Genomic DNA, 14,271 nt, shown 5'->3' on the forward strand with positions numbered 1-14,271 from the left:
CCTCACAGGCCTGCGTGGGCGGCAATGGCGGCGGCGATGGCCAGGGCCAGCTCTTCGGGTTTGCGCTTGATCGAGTAGTTGGTCAGTTCAGGATGGCTTTCAACGAAGCTGGTATTGAACTGGCCGCTGCGGAATTCCGGATTGCGCAGGATTTCCTGGTAGTAGGCGGCGGTGGTCTTCACGCCTTGCAGGCGCATGTCGTCCAGGGCCCGCAGGCCACGGTCCATCGCTTCTTCCCAGGTCAACGCCCAGACCACCAGCTTCAGGCACATGGAGTCGTAGAACGGTGGAATGGTGTAGCCGGTGTAGATCGCCGTATCGGTGCGCACGCCGGGACCGCCGGGCGCGTAGTAGCGGGTGATCTTGCCGAAGCTGGGCAGGAAGTTGTTCTTCGGGTCTTCGGCGTTGATCCGGAACTGCAGGGCAAAACCGCGATGGATGATGTCTTCCTGCTTGACCGACAACGGCAGGCCGGAGGCGATGCGGATCTGCTCACGGACAATGTCGATGCCGGTGATTTCTTCGGTGATGGTGTGTTCCACCTGCACCCGGGTGTTCATCTCCATGAAGTACACCTCGCCCTCGGCGAGCAGGAACTCCACGGTACCGGCGTTCTCGTAGCCCACCGCCTTGGCCGCGCGCACGGACAGGTCGCCGATATAGGCACGCTGTTCCGGGGTCAGCTGGGGGCTGGGGGCGATTTCGATCAGCTTCTGGTTGCGGCGCTGGATCGAGCAGTCGCGCTCGAACAGATGCACCACGTTGCCGAAGCTGTCGCCGAGGATCTGCGCCTCGATGTGCTTGGGATTGACGATGCATTTTTCCAGGAACACTTCCGCCGAGCCAAAGGCCTTGGTCGCTTCGGAAATCACCCGGGGAAACGCCTGTTCCAGTTCTTCGCGGCTGTTGCAGCGACGGATACCGCGACCGCCACCACCGGAGGTGGCCTTGAGCATCACCGGGTAACCGATACGGTCGCCTTCGGTGAGGGCTTCCTCGATACCCGAGACGTTGCCTTCGGTGCCCGGAGTGACCGGCACGCCGGCCTTGATCATGCTGCGGCGGGCTTCGGTCTTGTCGCCCATGCGACGGATCACTTCCGCCGACGGACCGATGAACTTGATTCCACGTTCGGCGCAGATGTCCGCCAGCTCGGCGTTTTCCGAGAGGAAACCATAGCCGGGGTGCAGCGCGTCGCAACCGGTTTCCACGGCCAGGTTCACCAGCTTGCGCGGGTTCAGGTAACCGGCCAGCGGCTCGGCGCCGATGCTGTGGGCCTCATCCGCGCGCTTCACATGCAGGGCATGGCGATCGGCGTCGGAATAGATCGCGACCGAGCGAATGCCCATCTCGGCGCAGGCACGCACGATTCGTACGGCAATTTCACCACGGTTGGCGATCAGGATCTTTTTTATCACTTGGAAATTCCTAAGCCGCTGGAACAAACGACCCGGTTTACAGCCGGAAAAACGGGTCGGCGCGTGACCAGATGTTTCAAGCCAGTCGCGTCATCACACTAGTCCTACCCAGCGATAAACCAAAATCAATAATTATTGGGTCGCTCATAAGCAATGACTTATAGTTGGCCAACCCGAGGCCCGAGAGTGTTCGCCGAAAATGCGTAAGTCATTGATGCGTATGACATTGCGTCAACTGCAGATTTTCAATGAAGTCTGCGACCTGCGTTCCTATAGCCGCGCAGCCGACGAAATGTCTCTCACACAACCTGCCGTGAGCCTACAAATTCGTCAGTTGGAGGAGCTGATCGGCCAGCCCTTGTTTGATTATGTCGGCAAGAAGCTCTACATGACCGAGGCGGCTGAAGCGTTACAGCGCGCGAGCCGGGACATTTTCGGTCGCCTGGAAAACCTCGATATGCAGCTCTCGGACATGCAGGGTTCGCTGCAGGGGCAACTGAAACTGGCGGTGGAATCCAGTGCCAAGTACTTCGTGCCGCACCTGTTCGCCGCGTTCAAGCGCCAGCACCCCGAGGTCAACCTGCACCTGACGGTGGTCAACCGCGCGCAGGCGCTGCGCCGCCTGTCGGACAACCGCGATGACCTGCTGATCATGTCCATGGTGCCCCAGGACATGGGCCTGGAGTTCCTACCGTTCCTGAACAACCCGATCGTGGCGGTGGCGCGCCCCGACCATCCGTTGTGCCACATGGGCCCGCTGCGCCTGCAGGACCTGGAGCCCTACACACTGCTGATGCGCGAACCGGGATCGGGCACGCGGATGGCCTGCGAGGAGTACTTCAAGGAAAAGCGCGTGCACTTCTCGCAGACACTGGAAGTGACCTCGGGCGAGGCCCAGCGCGAGTGCGTGGTGGCGGGGCTGGGCCTGGCGCTGTTGACGCGCCATGCCCTGAGCCTGGAACTGGCGACCGGCGTGCTCCGGGAACTGCCGGTGGAAGAACTGCCGCTCTATCGCAGTTGGTGCGTGGTTCAGGCCAGGGATAAACGCCTGTCACCGGTCGCCCATGCGTTCCTGGGGTTTATCCGTAGTGAACGCTTGCAGATCAGCGGGCTGGTTGAGCGCTTCGACGGTCGGATGCCGAGTCCGCCTGCCAGTAATTGAGTGCGGCGATTTCCTGTTGCAGTTGGCGCAGTTCGGTGCGGTCTTCGATCGCGCGACGGAATTCCATGCGGCGCTGATCTTCCTGCTGCCGACGGGTCTTGACGCTGCTTTGCTCTTCGTGGTGCCGGGCCATTTCGAGTCTCCCAGGGTAGGTAAGAGACTTTCAAGATGGACGCCGGGCGTTACGATTTGGCGGCAGGCGGGTGACAGGCAGATGAATATTGCCTTGGATAATGAAGCGCCTGTGCGGTCGTCTTCGCGGGCACCGCGCACCCAACGGCTATCAGTCGTCCAGCGCCTTCACCGACTTGGGCGACAAGCGCAGGCTGCGCAAGCTGCGCTTGACGCTCTTGAGGTGGTTCACCAGGCTCGGGCCACGGGCCATGGCCACGCCCATCGCCAGTACATCGATCACCACCAGGTGGGCGATCCGCGAGGTCAGCGGCGTATAGATCTCGGTGTCTTCATGCACATCGATCGCCAGGTTGACCGTCGACAGCTCGGCCAGTGGCGTCTGGCTCGGACACAGGGTGATCAGGGTCGCGCCGCTTTCACGCACCAGGTTGGCGGTGATCAGCAGGTCCTTGGAACGCCCGGACTGGGAAATGCAGATCGCCACGTCGGTGGGCTTGAGCGTGACCGCCGACATCGCCTGCATGTGCGGATCGGAATAGGCCGCGGCGGTCAGCAGCAGGCGGAAGAATTTGTGCTGGGCATCCGCCGCCACCGCGCCGGATGCGCCGAAGCCGTAGAACTCCACGCGCTGGGCCGCCGACATGGCCGTCACCGCCCGCTGCAGCGCGGCCGGGTCGAGCTTCTCGCGCACTTCCATCAGGGTATGCAGCGTGGTGTCGAAGATCTTCAGGCTGTAGTCGGCGACCGAATCGTCTTCGTGGATCGCGAATTGCCCGAAGCTGGCGCCGGCCGCCAGGCTCTGCGCCAGCTTGAGCTTGAGATCCTGGAAACCCGAGCAGCCGATGGCCCGGCAGAAACGCACGATGGTCGGCTCGCTGATACCCACGCTGTGGGCCAGATCGGCCATGGAACTGTGCATCACCGCCGCCGGGTCGAGCAGCACGTGATCGGCAACCTTGAGCTCCGATTTGCGAAGCAGGTTGCGGGACTGGGCGATGTGTTGCAACAGATTCAAAGGACTGGACTCGATTGTTATGGGCGAACGCCTGGGATGTAGCAGTCTTGTAGTTATACTACATGAAATCGCCGATTGCCCGTTCCATTGCGTAACCAGGCTCCCTGTTGCCGCGCCGCATAGGCCATGTAGCCGCTGTGGCAAGCCACTCTCGCCGAGGCCCAACGGAATAAAAATTTCTTTCGGGACGATTTTCCATCCCTCGTTTCATCACGACCGGGTATCGCTGTCGGCGCGCAGCAACTGCACCAGCTCCGTCGCCTCAACCGGCCGACTGATCAGGTAGCCCTGCACCTCGTCGCAGCCATGCAGCTTGAGGAACTCCAGCTGCTGCGGGTTCTCCACGCCCTCGGCCACCACCTTCAACCCCAGACTGTGGGCCATGGCGATGATCGCGCGGGTGATCGCGGCGTCTTCCGAGCCCTCGTCCAGGCCGCGGATAAAGGTCTGGTCGATCTTCACGTAGTCCACCGGGAAGCGCTTGAGGTAACTCAGGGACGAATAGCCGGTGCCGAAGTCGTCGATGGCGAGCTTCACCCCCAGGTCGCGCAACTGCTGGAAGGTCGCGATGATGTGCTCGACGCTGTCGAGCAACTGGCTCTCCGTCAGCTCCAGCTCCAGCAGGTGCGGGGCCAGGCCGGTTTCCTCGAGCACCTGGCGCACCAGGCTGACCAGCTTGCCCTGGCGCAACTGGTGCACCGACAGGTTCACCGAAACCCGTACCGGCGCCAGGCCCTGGCGCTGCCACTCGCAGGCCTGCCAGCACGCCTGGCGCAGCACGAACTCGCCGATGGGGCCGATCAGCCCGGTCTCCTCGGCCAGCCCGATAAAGTCCCCGGGCGGCACCCGGCCCATGGACGGATGATCCCAGCGGACCAGGGCTTCGGCGGCGTTCAGCCGGCCCGTCGCGAGGCAGAGCTTGGGCTGGTAGAAGACTTTCAGTTGCTGCTCGTCGATGGCCTTGCGCAGCTGGTTTTCCAGTTGCAGGCGTTCGAGGGTGCTGGCCTGCAGGCTGTCGGTGTAGAACTGGAAGTTGTTGCCGCCCAGGTGCTTGGCATGCTGCATGGCGATGTTCGACTGGCTGACCAGCGCCGGGATTTCCCGCGCACTGTCCGGCAACAGGCTGATACCCATGGACGCGCTCACCACCAGCTCATGCCCCTCCACCGTCAGCGGCAGCCGCAGCTTGCCGAGCAGGCGGGTCGCCACCCGGGCCAGGCTGGAGAGATTGCCGTAGGCATCGAACAGCACGGCGAACTCATCGCCGGACAGCCGGGCGATGGTGTCCGCCTCCGGCAGTGCATTCACCAGGCGCCGGGCCATTTTCTGCAACAGCTGGTCGGCGACTTCATGGCCGAGGCTGTCATTGAGCAGCTTGAAGCGGTCCAGGTTGATATGCAGCAACGCCAGGCTGCGCCCGCCCTGCCGGGCGCGCTGGTTGGCTTCGCGCAGGCGTTCCTTGAACAGCGAGCGATTGGCCAGCCCGGTCAGCTCGTCGTAGTGGGTCAGGTAGCGCATGCGCTCTTCAGATTCGCGCCGGGCCGAAAGATCGGCGAAGAAGCCCACAATATGGCTGACTTTTCCCCGAGCATCGCGCACGACATTCAGTTGCAGCCATTGCGGATACAGTTCGCCGTTCTTGCGCGCTTCCACCAGTTCGCCCTGCCAGCTGCCGTGCTGCTCGAGGGACTGGTGGATCATCGAGTAGTGCCGCCGGGCATCGCGACTGCAGGGCAGTTCGACGACATTGCGCCCGAGCATGTCCTCGATCTGGTAGCCGGTCACCCGGCTGAAGGCCTGGTTGACCGCCAGCAGGGCGTAGTTCGGGTCGAAGATCACAATGCCTTCGCTGGCGGCCTCGAACACCGTTGCCGCCAGTTGTCGCTGCCCTTCCAGCTCCTTGTGGGAACTGATATCGCGGCGGGTGCCGACCATCCGTAGTACGCGACCACTGGCACTACGCTCCACCGCCCGTCCACGGTCTTCGATCCACACCCAGTGGCCGTCGCCATGGCGGACCCGGTATTCGATCAGGTAGTCCTCGGTGCGGCCCTTCAGGTGCTCCACCAGGGCGCGCTTGAGCGCCGGCAGGTCTTCGGGGTGCAGGCGCGGCTTGAGGTGACTGAGCATCGCCGTCACGTATTCGGGATCCAGGCCGAACAGTTCCTTGATCTGGGTGTGATGTACCTCGTCGGTCTGCAGGTTCCAGTCCCACAGGCCGAGCTCGCTGGCCTGCAGGGCCAGGGCCAGGCGCGTCTCGCTTTTGCTCAGGGCGCGGTTCGCCAGGTCCAGCTCCAGGCTGCGCTGGGCGACCCGGCTTTCCAGGCCGACCTGGGCTTCGCGCAACTCCAGCTCGGCGCGGCGCCGCTGTTCGACCTCCCGGGCCAGCTCCTGGTTGAGCTGCTCGCTGCGGGACTGGGCCTGTTGCAGGTTCTCGATCAGCGCCTGGTTCTGGAAACGCCGCAGCAGGCCGCGCTGGATCAGCCGGTTGATCTGCAGGGCCACCACGCTCAGGGATACCAGCAGGATCAGGCCGAGCCAGCCCCAGCCCTGTTGCGCGCCGCTGCCGCCCCAGAACAGATAGGTGATGGCCGGCACCAGGCAGGGCAAGGTGAAACTCAGGAAAGCCGTGATGCTCACGGCGTAGGCGACGCTGGCGGACAGGGTCGCCGCGCCGATCAGGCCGAAGACCCAGGCCTGCTCGAGAAAACTGTCGGTGGGCACCAGGGCGATACCGGCGCAGGCCAGGGTCAGGCCGCTGACGGCGGAGCCCAACAGGAACATGCGGCGCCAGATCGGCTGGGCCTGGCGGCTGGGAATCGCCGAATCGAAGGCCGCGACCTGGATCACCCGCAGGGCCACCAGCGCCATCAGCCATACCAGCCAGGTGCTGACCAGCAGGTAGCGCTGCGGGCTCCAGAGCAACCAGGCGCAGACCAGGCCATTGATCAGCATGAACAGAGTGGGCAGCAGCGAGCCCTGATACAACAGGCGCGTACGCTCGACCGCCAACTCGGTGGCGAACTGCTTGCGGATAACCCGCCCAGCCTCCACGGAGGGGCTCAGCGCATCGAAGCTGTGAGTCATGGGCATTGTTCTTATAATGATTGAGCCATAAACGTCGCAGGAGCATACACAAGCATCCGGTCGGACCAAACTGCTCCAGGTCATAAAATGCAACGGATTTACCCACGGCAAAAACCTTCGATACAGGGCGAAGTCAGAGCCGGCGCCGCCTGCGGGCAGTGACCGACCGGTCGTCATCGGCGCTGTTTTTTCTCCGGCCGGGCCTCTGGACCCGATCGCCCCCCTGCGACCGTCCGATATCGACCACCCGGCATTAGGGTTTGCCCGCCCGCAGCCAGCACCCTAGAATGCGCCGATGCGCGATGATCTCTCCCTTCTGCTGAATTCCCTCAACGATGCCCAACGCCAGGCCGTAGCGGCCCCCGTTGGCCGTCAGTTGGTCCTGGCCGGTGCCGGCTCCGGTAAAACCCGGGTGCTGGTGCACCGTATCGCCTGGTTGATCCAGGTCGAAAACGCCTCGCCCTACTCGATCCTGTCGGTGACCTTCACCAACAAGGCCGCTGCCGAGATGCGTCATCGTATCGAGCAGTTGATGGGCATCAGCCCCGGCGGCATGTGGGTCGGCACCTTCCACGGCCTGGCGCATCGCCTGCTGCGGGCGCACTGGCAGGAGGCCGGCCTGAGCCAGACCTTCCAGATCCTCGACAGCGACGATCAGCAGCGGCTGGTCAAGCGGGTGATCCGCGAACTGGGCCTGGACGAACAGCGCTGGCCGGCGCGCCAGGCGCAATGGTTCATCAACGGCCAGAAAGACGAAGGCCTGCGCCCGCAGAATATCCAGGCCAGCGGCGACCTGTTCCTGGCGACCATGCGCGGCATCTATGAGGCCTACGAGGCCGCCTGCGCCCGCGCCAACGTGATCGACTTCTCGGAACTGCTGCTGCGCGCCCTCGATCTGTGGCGCAACAACGAAGGTCTGCTCAAGCACTACCAGAAGCGCTTCCGGCACATCCTGGTCGACGAGTTCCAGGACACCAACGCTGTGCAGTACGCCTGGTTGCGCCTGCTGGCCAAGGGCGGCGACAGCCTGATGGTGGTCGGCGACGACGACCAGTCGATCTATGGCTGGCGCGGGGCGAAAATCGAGAACATCTACCAGTATTCCGAAGACTTCCCGGACGCCGAGACCATCCGCCTGGAGCAGAACTACCGCTCCACCGCCGGTATCCTCAAGGCGGCCAACGCCCTGATCGCCAACAACACCGGGCGCCTGGGCAAGGAGCTGTGGACCGACGGCGGCGAAGGCGAGGCGATCAACCTCTACGCCGCCTTCAACGAGCACGACGAGGCGCGCTATGTGGTGGAAACCATCGAAAGCGCGCTGAAGACCGGCCTGGCCCGCAGCGACATCGCCATTCTGTACCGTTCCAACGCCCAGTCGCGGGTGCTGGAAGAAGCCTTGCTGCGCGAGCGCATCCCTTACCGGATCTACGGCGGCCAGCGCTTCTTCGAACGCGCCGAGATCAAGAACGCCATGGCCTACCTGCGCCTGCTGGAAGGCCGGGGCAACGATGCGGCGCTGGAACGGGTGATCAACGTCCCGGCCCGCGGCATCGGCGAGAAGACCGTCGAGTCCATCCGCGAGCACGCCCGCCACAGCGATGTGTCGATGTGGGAAGCCATGGGCCAGCTGATCGCCAATAAAGGCCTGACCGGTCGCGCCGCCAGCGCGCTGGCTGCCTTTATCGAGCTGATCGAGAACCTGGCCGCGAAAACCAGGGACACGCCGCTGCACCTGATGACCCAGATCGTCATCGAGCAATCCGGGCTGATCGCCTATCACGAAGCGGAAAAAGGCGAGAAAGGCCAGGCCCGGGTGGAAAACCTCGAGGAACTGGTCAGCGCCGCGCGCAACTTCGAGGCCTCCGAAGAAGAGGAAGACCTGTCGCCGCTGGCCGCCTTCCTCGGCCACGCTTCGCTGGAAGCCGGCGATACCCAGGCCGACGAGCACGAAGACAGCATCCAGCTGATGACGCTGCACAGCGCCAAGGGCCTGGAATTCCCCTACGTGTTCCTGGTGGGCATGGAAGAAGGCCTGTTCCCCCACAAGATGAGCCTGGAAGAGCCGGGGCGTCTGGAGGAAGAACGGCGCCTGGCCTATGTCGGGATTACCCGGGCCATGCAGAACCTGGTCATGACCTACGCGGAAACCCGGCGCCTGTATGGCAGCGAGACCTATAACAAGGTGTCGCGCTTCGTCCGCGAAGTGCCGAAGGGACTGATCCAGGAAGTGCGGCTGTCCAACAGTGTCAGCCGCCCGTTCGGCGGCGGCCAGCAGCAGAGCAGCAGCCTGTTTGGCGGCAGCGATATCCCCGATACCGGTTTCAGCCTGGGCCAGGCGGTGCGTCACAGCGTGTTCGGCGACGGGGTGATCCTCAACTTCGAGGGCGCCGGCGCCCAGGCCCGGGTGCAGGTCAACTTCAGTGAAGGCAGCAAGTGGCTGATGCTCGGCTACGCCAAGCTGGAAGCCATCTGAGGCCGGTGGAACGATCCGTCGACGGAGAGCGCAATATCATGGGTTCAGGCTTTTTTTCCTCGTGGACATTCTGGGCCCTGCTGTCGGCGACTTTCGCCGCCCTGACCGCGATTTTCGCGAAGATCGGCATCGATAACGTCAACTCGGACTTCGCCACCCTGCTGCGCACCGTGGTGGTCCTGATCAGCCTGGCCTTGATTTTGTACGCAACGGGCCAATATCAGTCATTGAGCTCGATATCCGCCAGGAGCTATCTGTTCCTGCTGCTGTCGGGCCTGGCTACCGGTGCCTCCTGGCTCTGCTACTTTCGCGCCTTGAAAGTCGGCCCGGCCTCGCTGGTGGCACCGGTGGACAAGCTCAGCGTGGTGCTGGTGGCGATCATCGGTGTCCTGCTGCTGGGAGAGAAGCTCGACCTGCGGCAGTGGGGCGGCATCGGGATGATTACGGCCGGCGTGGTATTGCTAGCTTTCCGACGCTAATCCAGAAGATTTCATACAAAGCTTGATGACATGCATGACAGACCGATGAGTATTGGTCCTGTTGCCTTTCATGAAATGTTCAGCTTTGGAATGAGAGGATCAGGCAAAAGCCGGAAACACTCTCTCGCTAGCCAGTAACATTTCACCTGTGCAGTATGGCGCGCGTGCACTCCACAAACGGGAATTCCCTTATGCAACGTTTTCTTAGCATCGCCCTGGCGCTCTGCATCGGCCTGACGATGAGCCTCGACGCCAACGCCAAGCGCTTTGGCGGCGGCAAAAGCATGGGCTCGGCTCCGAGCCACCAGACCAGCCAGATGGCTCCTGCCGCTGGCGCAGCCGGCGGTGCGGCGGCTGTAGGTGCGGCCGGTGCCGCGGGCGCGGCGGCCAAGGCCGGCGGCGCCTCGCGCTGGCTGGGCCCATTGGCCGGCATCGCCGCCGGTGGCCTGCTCGCCTCCATGTTCATGGGCGGCGGCTTCCAGGGCATGCAGTTCTTCGACATCCTGATCATGGCGGTCATCGCTTTCGTGATCTTCCGCTTTATCGCCGCCCGTCGCCGCAAGCAGCAGGAGCACCTGGCTCCGGCCGGCGCGCCGTACCAGCGTGAAGTGTTCGAACAACCGGCCCCGGCACAGAACTCGATCTTCGGCGGTTCGGCTGCCCCGGCAGCGCCTCGTCGCGTGATCAACGCCCCGGCCTGGTTCAACGAGGAGCGCTTCCTGGAAGCCGCCCGCAGCCACTTCCAGTCGCTGCAGCAGCACTGGGACGCCAATGAAATGGACAAGATCGCCGAGTTCGTGACCCCGCAGATGCTGCAATTCCTCAAGCAGGAACGCGCAGACCTGGGCGACGGCTTCCAGTCCACCTACATCGACAACCTCCACGTGCAACTGGACGGCCTGGACGATCGCGCCGACAAGACCATCGCCACCCTGACCTTCAGCGGCGTGTCGAAGACCTCGCGCTTCGACCAGGGCGAGGCCTTCAGCGAAAGCTGGAACATGGAACGCCCGCAAGGCGACAACCAGCCTTGGCTGGTCGCAGGTATCCGCCAGAACGGCTGATCCAGGCGCTTTGCCTACAGCAATAAAAAACCCCGGACTTGTCCGGGGTTTTGCATTTCACGATTGCACTTGTAGCAAGCTACTGTATAAAACGCGTCATACACACCGCGCCATGAAGCAAGAGGATTGAGGCCGTGGAAGAAGTCATCGAACAATTGCGTGAAGCCAACGAACCGGTACCGGTGCCCCTGGAGTTGCCCGACGAGGACCAGTTGGTCGAAGTGGAAGAGGAGTTGTTCATCAACATTCCCTTCGTCTTCAAGGAATTCCTCCTGACCGTCAGCGACGTGGTCTATGGCAGCCTGGAGCCGGTGACCGTCACCGACCCGCAGTCCCATACCTACCTGCCCGACGTGGCCGCGAACGCCTGGGACAGCGGTGTACCGCGGGACCTGATCCCGATCTGCCAGGACGGCGACAACTACTACTGCGTCGAGGAAGACGGCACCGTGGTGCTGTGGTCCGGCGAAGAAGAGCTGATCACCGAGGAGTCCTGGGAATCGGTCTGGCACTGGGCGCGGGACGTCTGGCTGGAAAGCTGATCAACGCGACATCGCTGACCCGTGGGAGCCGGCTTGCCGGCGATCGCAATCTTGCGGGTGCCAGAGATCCATCGCCGCATGGCCGCCTGTGGCGGATCGCGAGCAAGCTTGCTCCCACAGGTGGAAATCGGTGCCTGGACCTCAGTGCCCTGCCGCATCCTTGTTGTTCTCCAGGGTCTCCAGCAGGGCGACCTGCATCCGCGTATGCACGCGGATGAACCAGCGCCACAGCACCGCCGCCACCGCCGCCGCGACCACGGCGATCAGCATGAGCAATTCGTTGGTCGGCAGGATGCTCGCCGACAGTGCCGACAGCAGCAGGAAAATCACCAGCAGCGAAAGGATCGGGATCACTTCGGCGATCACCCGGCGTACGCGCTGGGTATGCCGCCCGGCCATCTCCGGCTTCACCCCCATCTCCGCCAGCAACATCGACAGAGCCTTGAGCTTGCGATAGGCGGCGATCAGGAACGGCAGCGACAGCAGCAGCGCTCCGCCCCAGATCAATGCCTTGTGCCAGCTCGGCTCGCTGACCCAGCCTTCCAGGTAAGCGGCGATCGGCAGCGCAAAAAAGCCGCCGGCAAAGAAGATCGCCACCACCAGCGCCAGGTTGACCCCGACCTGCAGGAGGATTCGCCGGATCATCGAAGCCAGCAACGCGCCTTCGCCCTGGGGCTGGATGCTGCGCAACCACTCGCCGTAGAGGCTGAACACCCGCCCGATACGACGCGGCACCACCGCGGCCAGCTTCAGCGACAGCGGGTCCGCCGCCCGGATCAGGTAGGGCGTGAGCAAGGTGGTGATCACCGATACCGCCACGGCCACCGGATAGAGGAAGTGGCTGGTCACCTGCAGGGTCATGCCCAGCGCGGCAATGATGAAAGAAAACTCGCCGATCTGCGAAAGCCCCATGCCGACCCGTAGTGAAGTACGGCCGTCATTGCCGGCGATAAAGGCCCCCAGGCCGCAGGAGAGCATCTTGCCCAGCACCACCGCCACGGTGATCACGGCAATCGGCCAGGCGTAGTCGAGCAGCACCGCCGGATCGAGCATCAGGCCGATGGCGACGAAAAAGATGGCGCTGAACAGGTCGCGAACCGGCTCGATCAGGCGTTCGATCTTCAGCAACTGGCGCGATTCGGCCATGATCGCGCCGATCAGGAACGCCCCCAGCACCATGCTGTATTCGAGCCTCACCACCAGCAGGCAGAAACCGAAACACAGCCCCAGCACGGTGATCAGCAGCATCTCGTTGCTTTCGAAGCGAGCCACATAAGCCAGCAGCCGCGGCACCAGCAGGATCCCGATCACCAGGGCGACAATCATGAACAACGACAGCTTGCCGACGGTGGAGAAGACTTCGCCGGAACTCACCGTGCCGCTGACGGCGATGCTCGACAGCAGCGCGATGATGCCGATGCCGAGGATATCCTCGACGATCAGCACGCCGAAGATCAGCTGCGCAAAGCGCTGGTTCTTCATCTTCAGGTCATTGAGCGCCTTGACGATGATGGTGGTCGAGGAAATCGCCAGGATCGCCCCGAGGAACAGCGAATCCATGGTGTTCCAGTCGAACCAGCGGCCGATCTCGTAGCCGATCCAGATCATCAGGACGATTTCCAGGAACGCCGCGATAAACGCCGTCGCCCCGACCTTGAACAACTTGCCCAGGCTGAACTCCAGCCCCAGGCAGAACATCAGGAAGATCACCCCGAGTTCGGCCAGGGTCTTGATGGTCTCTTCGTCATGGATCAGGCCGAAAGGCGGCGTGTGCGGGCCGATGATGAAACCGGCGACGATATAGCCGAGGACCACCGGCTGCTTGAAGCGGTGGAACAGAATGGTGACTACACCCGCCACCAGCATGATCACGGCCAGGTCCTGAATAAAACTGATGGCATGCATGGCGTGACGCTCCTTGTGTTTTCGCGAACAACCGGACAACCGCTCACAACTCCATCAGTTGTGAGCGATCACCGTTCCAGGTGTAAGAATTTTCTATGGCATGGCTTTTTGAAGGTTAACACCGGGACTTCCGACAAAAAGCCGGTGCAATATGTAGAAACAGATCCCCGGGTGCGTGACGATGGCCCGATCGGCGGCGTCCCGTTATCGAGCGTCTGAGAAAATGAAGCAAGCGCCCGCAGAGGTGCCTGAACCCGTCCCTGCCTACCCTACCGTGAGCGTGCTATGGAACCCGGAAATGCCCAGCTGTCGATGACCGTTTTGATGACCCCGGATATGGCCAACTTCTCCGGCAATGTCCACGGCGGCACCCTGCTCAAGTACCTCGATGAAGTGGCTTACGCCTGCGCCAGCCGTTATGCCGGCCGCTACGTGGTGACCCTGTCGGTGGACCAGGTGATTTTCCGCGAGCCGATCCATGTCGGCGAGCTGGTGACCTTTCTCGCCTCGGTCAACTACACCGGCAACACCTCGATGGAGGTGGGCATCAAGGTGGTGACCGAGAACATCCGCGAGCGTTCGGTGCGCCATACCAACAGCTGCTTCTTCACCATGGTCGCGGTGGATGACCAGCGCAAGCCGGCGCCGGTCCCGCCATTGCAGCCGCAGACCAGCGAGGACAAGCGGCGCTTCATCCAGGCGCAGCAGCGCCGGCAGATTCGCCAGGAACTGGAAAAGCGCTACCAGGAAATCAAGGCCGACGCACCCTAGCGGTAAGGGCCTGGGAGCTGTGCTTTCTGGGCGCAGTCTTGCGCAGGAACAGGCTTGTTTTGGGAGCGGGCTTGTGTGAGAGCCCGCTTATGTGGGAGCAGGCTTGTGTGGGAGCGGGGGGGGGTTCTACAAAGAACCTACAAACACCCACACCATCACCGCGACCCCCCCCCCCCCCCCCCCCCACACACCCCCCCCCCACCCCCCGCCGCCCTCC

The 14,271-nt window shown here is 63.0% G+C and carries 11 protein-coding genes; 6 read left to right on the forward strand and 5 right to left on the reverse strand.

Annotation, left to right across the window (positions count from 1 at the left end):
• Nucleotides 1-2 precede the first annotated feature (2 nt).
• Nucleotides 3-1,418: an acetyl-CoA carboxylase biotin carboxylase subunit gene (locus ACL9RJ_RS32640; protein ID WP_017129378.1), complete on the reverse strand. Its 1,416-nt coding sequence runs from the start codon at nucleotides 1,416-1,418 to the stop codon at nucleotides 3-5.
• Nucleotides 1,419-1,617: 199 nt separating this feature from the next.
• Between ACL9RJ_RS32640 and ACL9RJ_RS32645 the strand changes: the two genes are divergently transcribed.
• Complete coding sequence (locus tag ACL9RJ_RS32645) at nucleotides 1,618-2,580, forward strand: LysR family transcriptional regulator (protein WP_177087301.1); 963 nt, start codon at nucleotides 1,618-1,620, stop codon at nucleotides 2,578-2,580.
• Here the strand turns inward: ACL9RJ_RS32645 and ACL9RJ_RS32650 are convergent.
• The 3 genes from ACL9RJ_RS32650 to ACL9RJ_RS32660 form a co-directional block, all read right to left on the reverse strand.
• Entirely contained in the window at nucleotides 2,522-2,713 is a 192-nt protein-coding gene (locus ACL9RJ_RS32650) for a PA3496 family putative envelope integrity protein (RefSeq protein ID WP_083875491.1), read from the reverse strand. The genes ACL9RJ_RS32645 and ACL9RJ_RS32650 overlap by 59 nt on opposite strands.
• A 150-nt stretch (nucleotides 2,714-2,863) precedes the next feature.
• The gene (hexR, locus tag ACL9RJ_RS32655; RefSeq protein WP_017129376.1) at nucleotides 2,864-3,730 is read right to left on the reverse strand and encodes a transcriptional regulator HexR; all 867 of its coding nucleotides are present in this window, start codon (nucleotides 3,728-3,730) and stop codon (nucleotides 2,864-2,866) included.
• A 210-nt stretch (nucleotides 3,731-3,940) separates the two neighbouring features.
• Complete coding sequence (locus tag ACL9RJ_RS32660) at nucleotides 3,941-6,817, reverse strand: EAL domain-containing protein (RefSeq protein ID WP_422766001.1); 2,877 nt, start codon at nucleotides 6,815-6,817, stop codon at nucleotides 3,941-3,943.
• A gap of 295 nt (nucleotides 6,818-7,112) precedes the next feature.
• Here ACL9RJ_RS32660 and uvrD point away from each other — a divergent pair, with 295 nt between their 5' ends.
• From uvrD to ACL9RJ_RS32680, 4 genes are all read left to right on the forward strand, one after another.
• Nucleotides 7,113-9,293 (forward strand): DNA helicase II, encoded by a 2,181-nt coding sequence (uvrD, locus tag ACL9RJ_RS32665; protein WP_017129374.1) that lies wholly within the window; start codon nucleotides 7,113-7,115, stop codon nucleotides 9,291-9,293.
• A 38-nt stretch (nucleotides 9,294-9,331) separates the two neighbouring features.
• Entirely contained in the window at nucleotides 9,332-9,772 is a 441-nt protein-coding gene (locus tag ACL9RJ_RS32670) for an EamA family transporter (RefSeq protein ID WP_017129373.1), read from the forward strand.
• Nucleotides 9,773-9,963: 191 nt separating this feature from the next.
• On the forward strand, nucleotides 9,964-10,836 hold the full coding sequence (locus ACL9RJ_RS32675; protein ID WP_103032609.1) for a Tim44 domain-containing protein: 873 nt from the start codon (nucleotides 9,964-9,966) through the stop codon (nucleotides 10,834-10,836).
• Between the two features lie 134 nt (nucleotides 10,837-10,970).
• Nucleotides 10,971-11,378 carry an SMI1/KNR4 family protein gene (locus ACL9RJ_RS32680; protein WP_017129371.1) on the forward strand — a complete coding sequence of 136 codons (408 nt, stop codon included), beginning with the start codon at nucleotides 10,971-10,973 and terminating at the stop codon, nucleotides 11,376-11,378.
• 141 nt (nucleotides 11,379-11,519) lie between these two features.
• Here the strand turns inward: ACL9RJ_RS32680 and ACL9RJ_RS32685 are convergent, their stop codons facing one another.
• Entirely contained in the window at nucleotides 11,520-13,283 is a 1,764-nt protein-coding gene (locus ACL9RJ_RS32685; protein ID WP_017129370.1) for a cation:proton antiporter, read from the reverse strand.
• Nucleotides 13,284-13,568: 285 nt separating this feature from the next.
• On the opposite strand from ACL9RJ_RS32685, the gene ACL9RJ_RS32690 reads away from it, so the two are divergent.
• Nucleotides 13,569-14,054: an acyl-CoA thioesterase gene (locus ACL9RJ_RS32690; RefSeq protein ID WP_017129369.1), complete on the forward strand. Its 486-nt coding sequence runs from the start codon at nucleotides 13,569-13,571 to the stop codon at nucleotides 14,052-14,054.
• Nucleotides 14,055-14,271: the final 217 nt, after the last annotated feature.

The sequence above is a fragment of the Pseudomonas sp. Mn2068 genome (genome assembly GCF_049319725.1).
Lineage (GTDB): Bacteria > Pseudomonadota > Gammaproteobacteria > Pseudomonadales > Pseudomonadaceae > Aquipseudomonas > Aquipseudomonas gingeri.

Excerpts from the sequence above, each read along its gene's own strand:
- ACL9RJ_RS32650 (WP_083875491.1), bottom strand. The coding sequence starts at position 2,713 with ATGGCCCGGCACCACGAAGAGCAAAGCAGCGTCAAGACCCGTCGGCAG.
- uvrD (WP_017129374.1), top strand. The coding sequence starts at position 7,113 with ATGCGCGATGATCTCTCCCTTCTGCTGAATTCCCTCAACGATGCCCAA.
- ACL9RJ_RS32690 (WP_017129369.1), top strand. The coding sequence starts at position 13,569 with ATGGAACCCGGAAATGCCCAGCTGTCGATGACCGTTTTGATGACCCCG.
- ACL9RJ_RS32660 (WP_422766001.1), bottom strand. The coding sequence starts at position 6,817 with ATGACTCACAGCTTCGATGCGCTGAGCCCCTCCGTGGAGGCTGGGCGG.
- ACL9RJ_RS32645 (WP_177087301.1), top strand. The coding sequence starts at position 1,618 with ATGCGTAAGTCATTGATGCGTATGACATTGCGTCAACTGCAGATTTTC.
- ACL9RJ_RS32670 (WP_017129373.1), top strand. The coding sequence starts at position 9,332 with ATGGGTTCAGGCTTTTTTTCCTCGTGGACATTCTGGGCCCTGCTGTCG.
- ACL9RJ_RS32685 (WP_017129370.1), bottom strand. The coding sequence starts at position 13,283 with ATGCATGCCATCAGTTTTATTCAGGACCTGGCCGTGATCATGCTGGTG.
- ACL9RJ_RS32675 (WP_103032609.1), top strand. The coding sequence starts at position 9,964 with ATGCAACGTTTTCTTAGCATCGCCCTGGCGCTCTGCATCGGCCTGACG.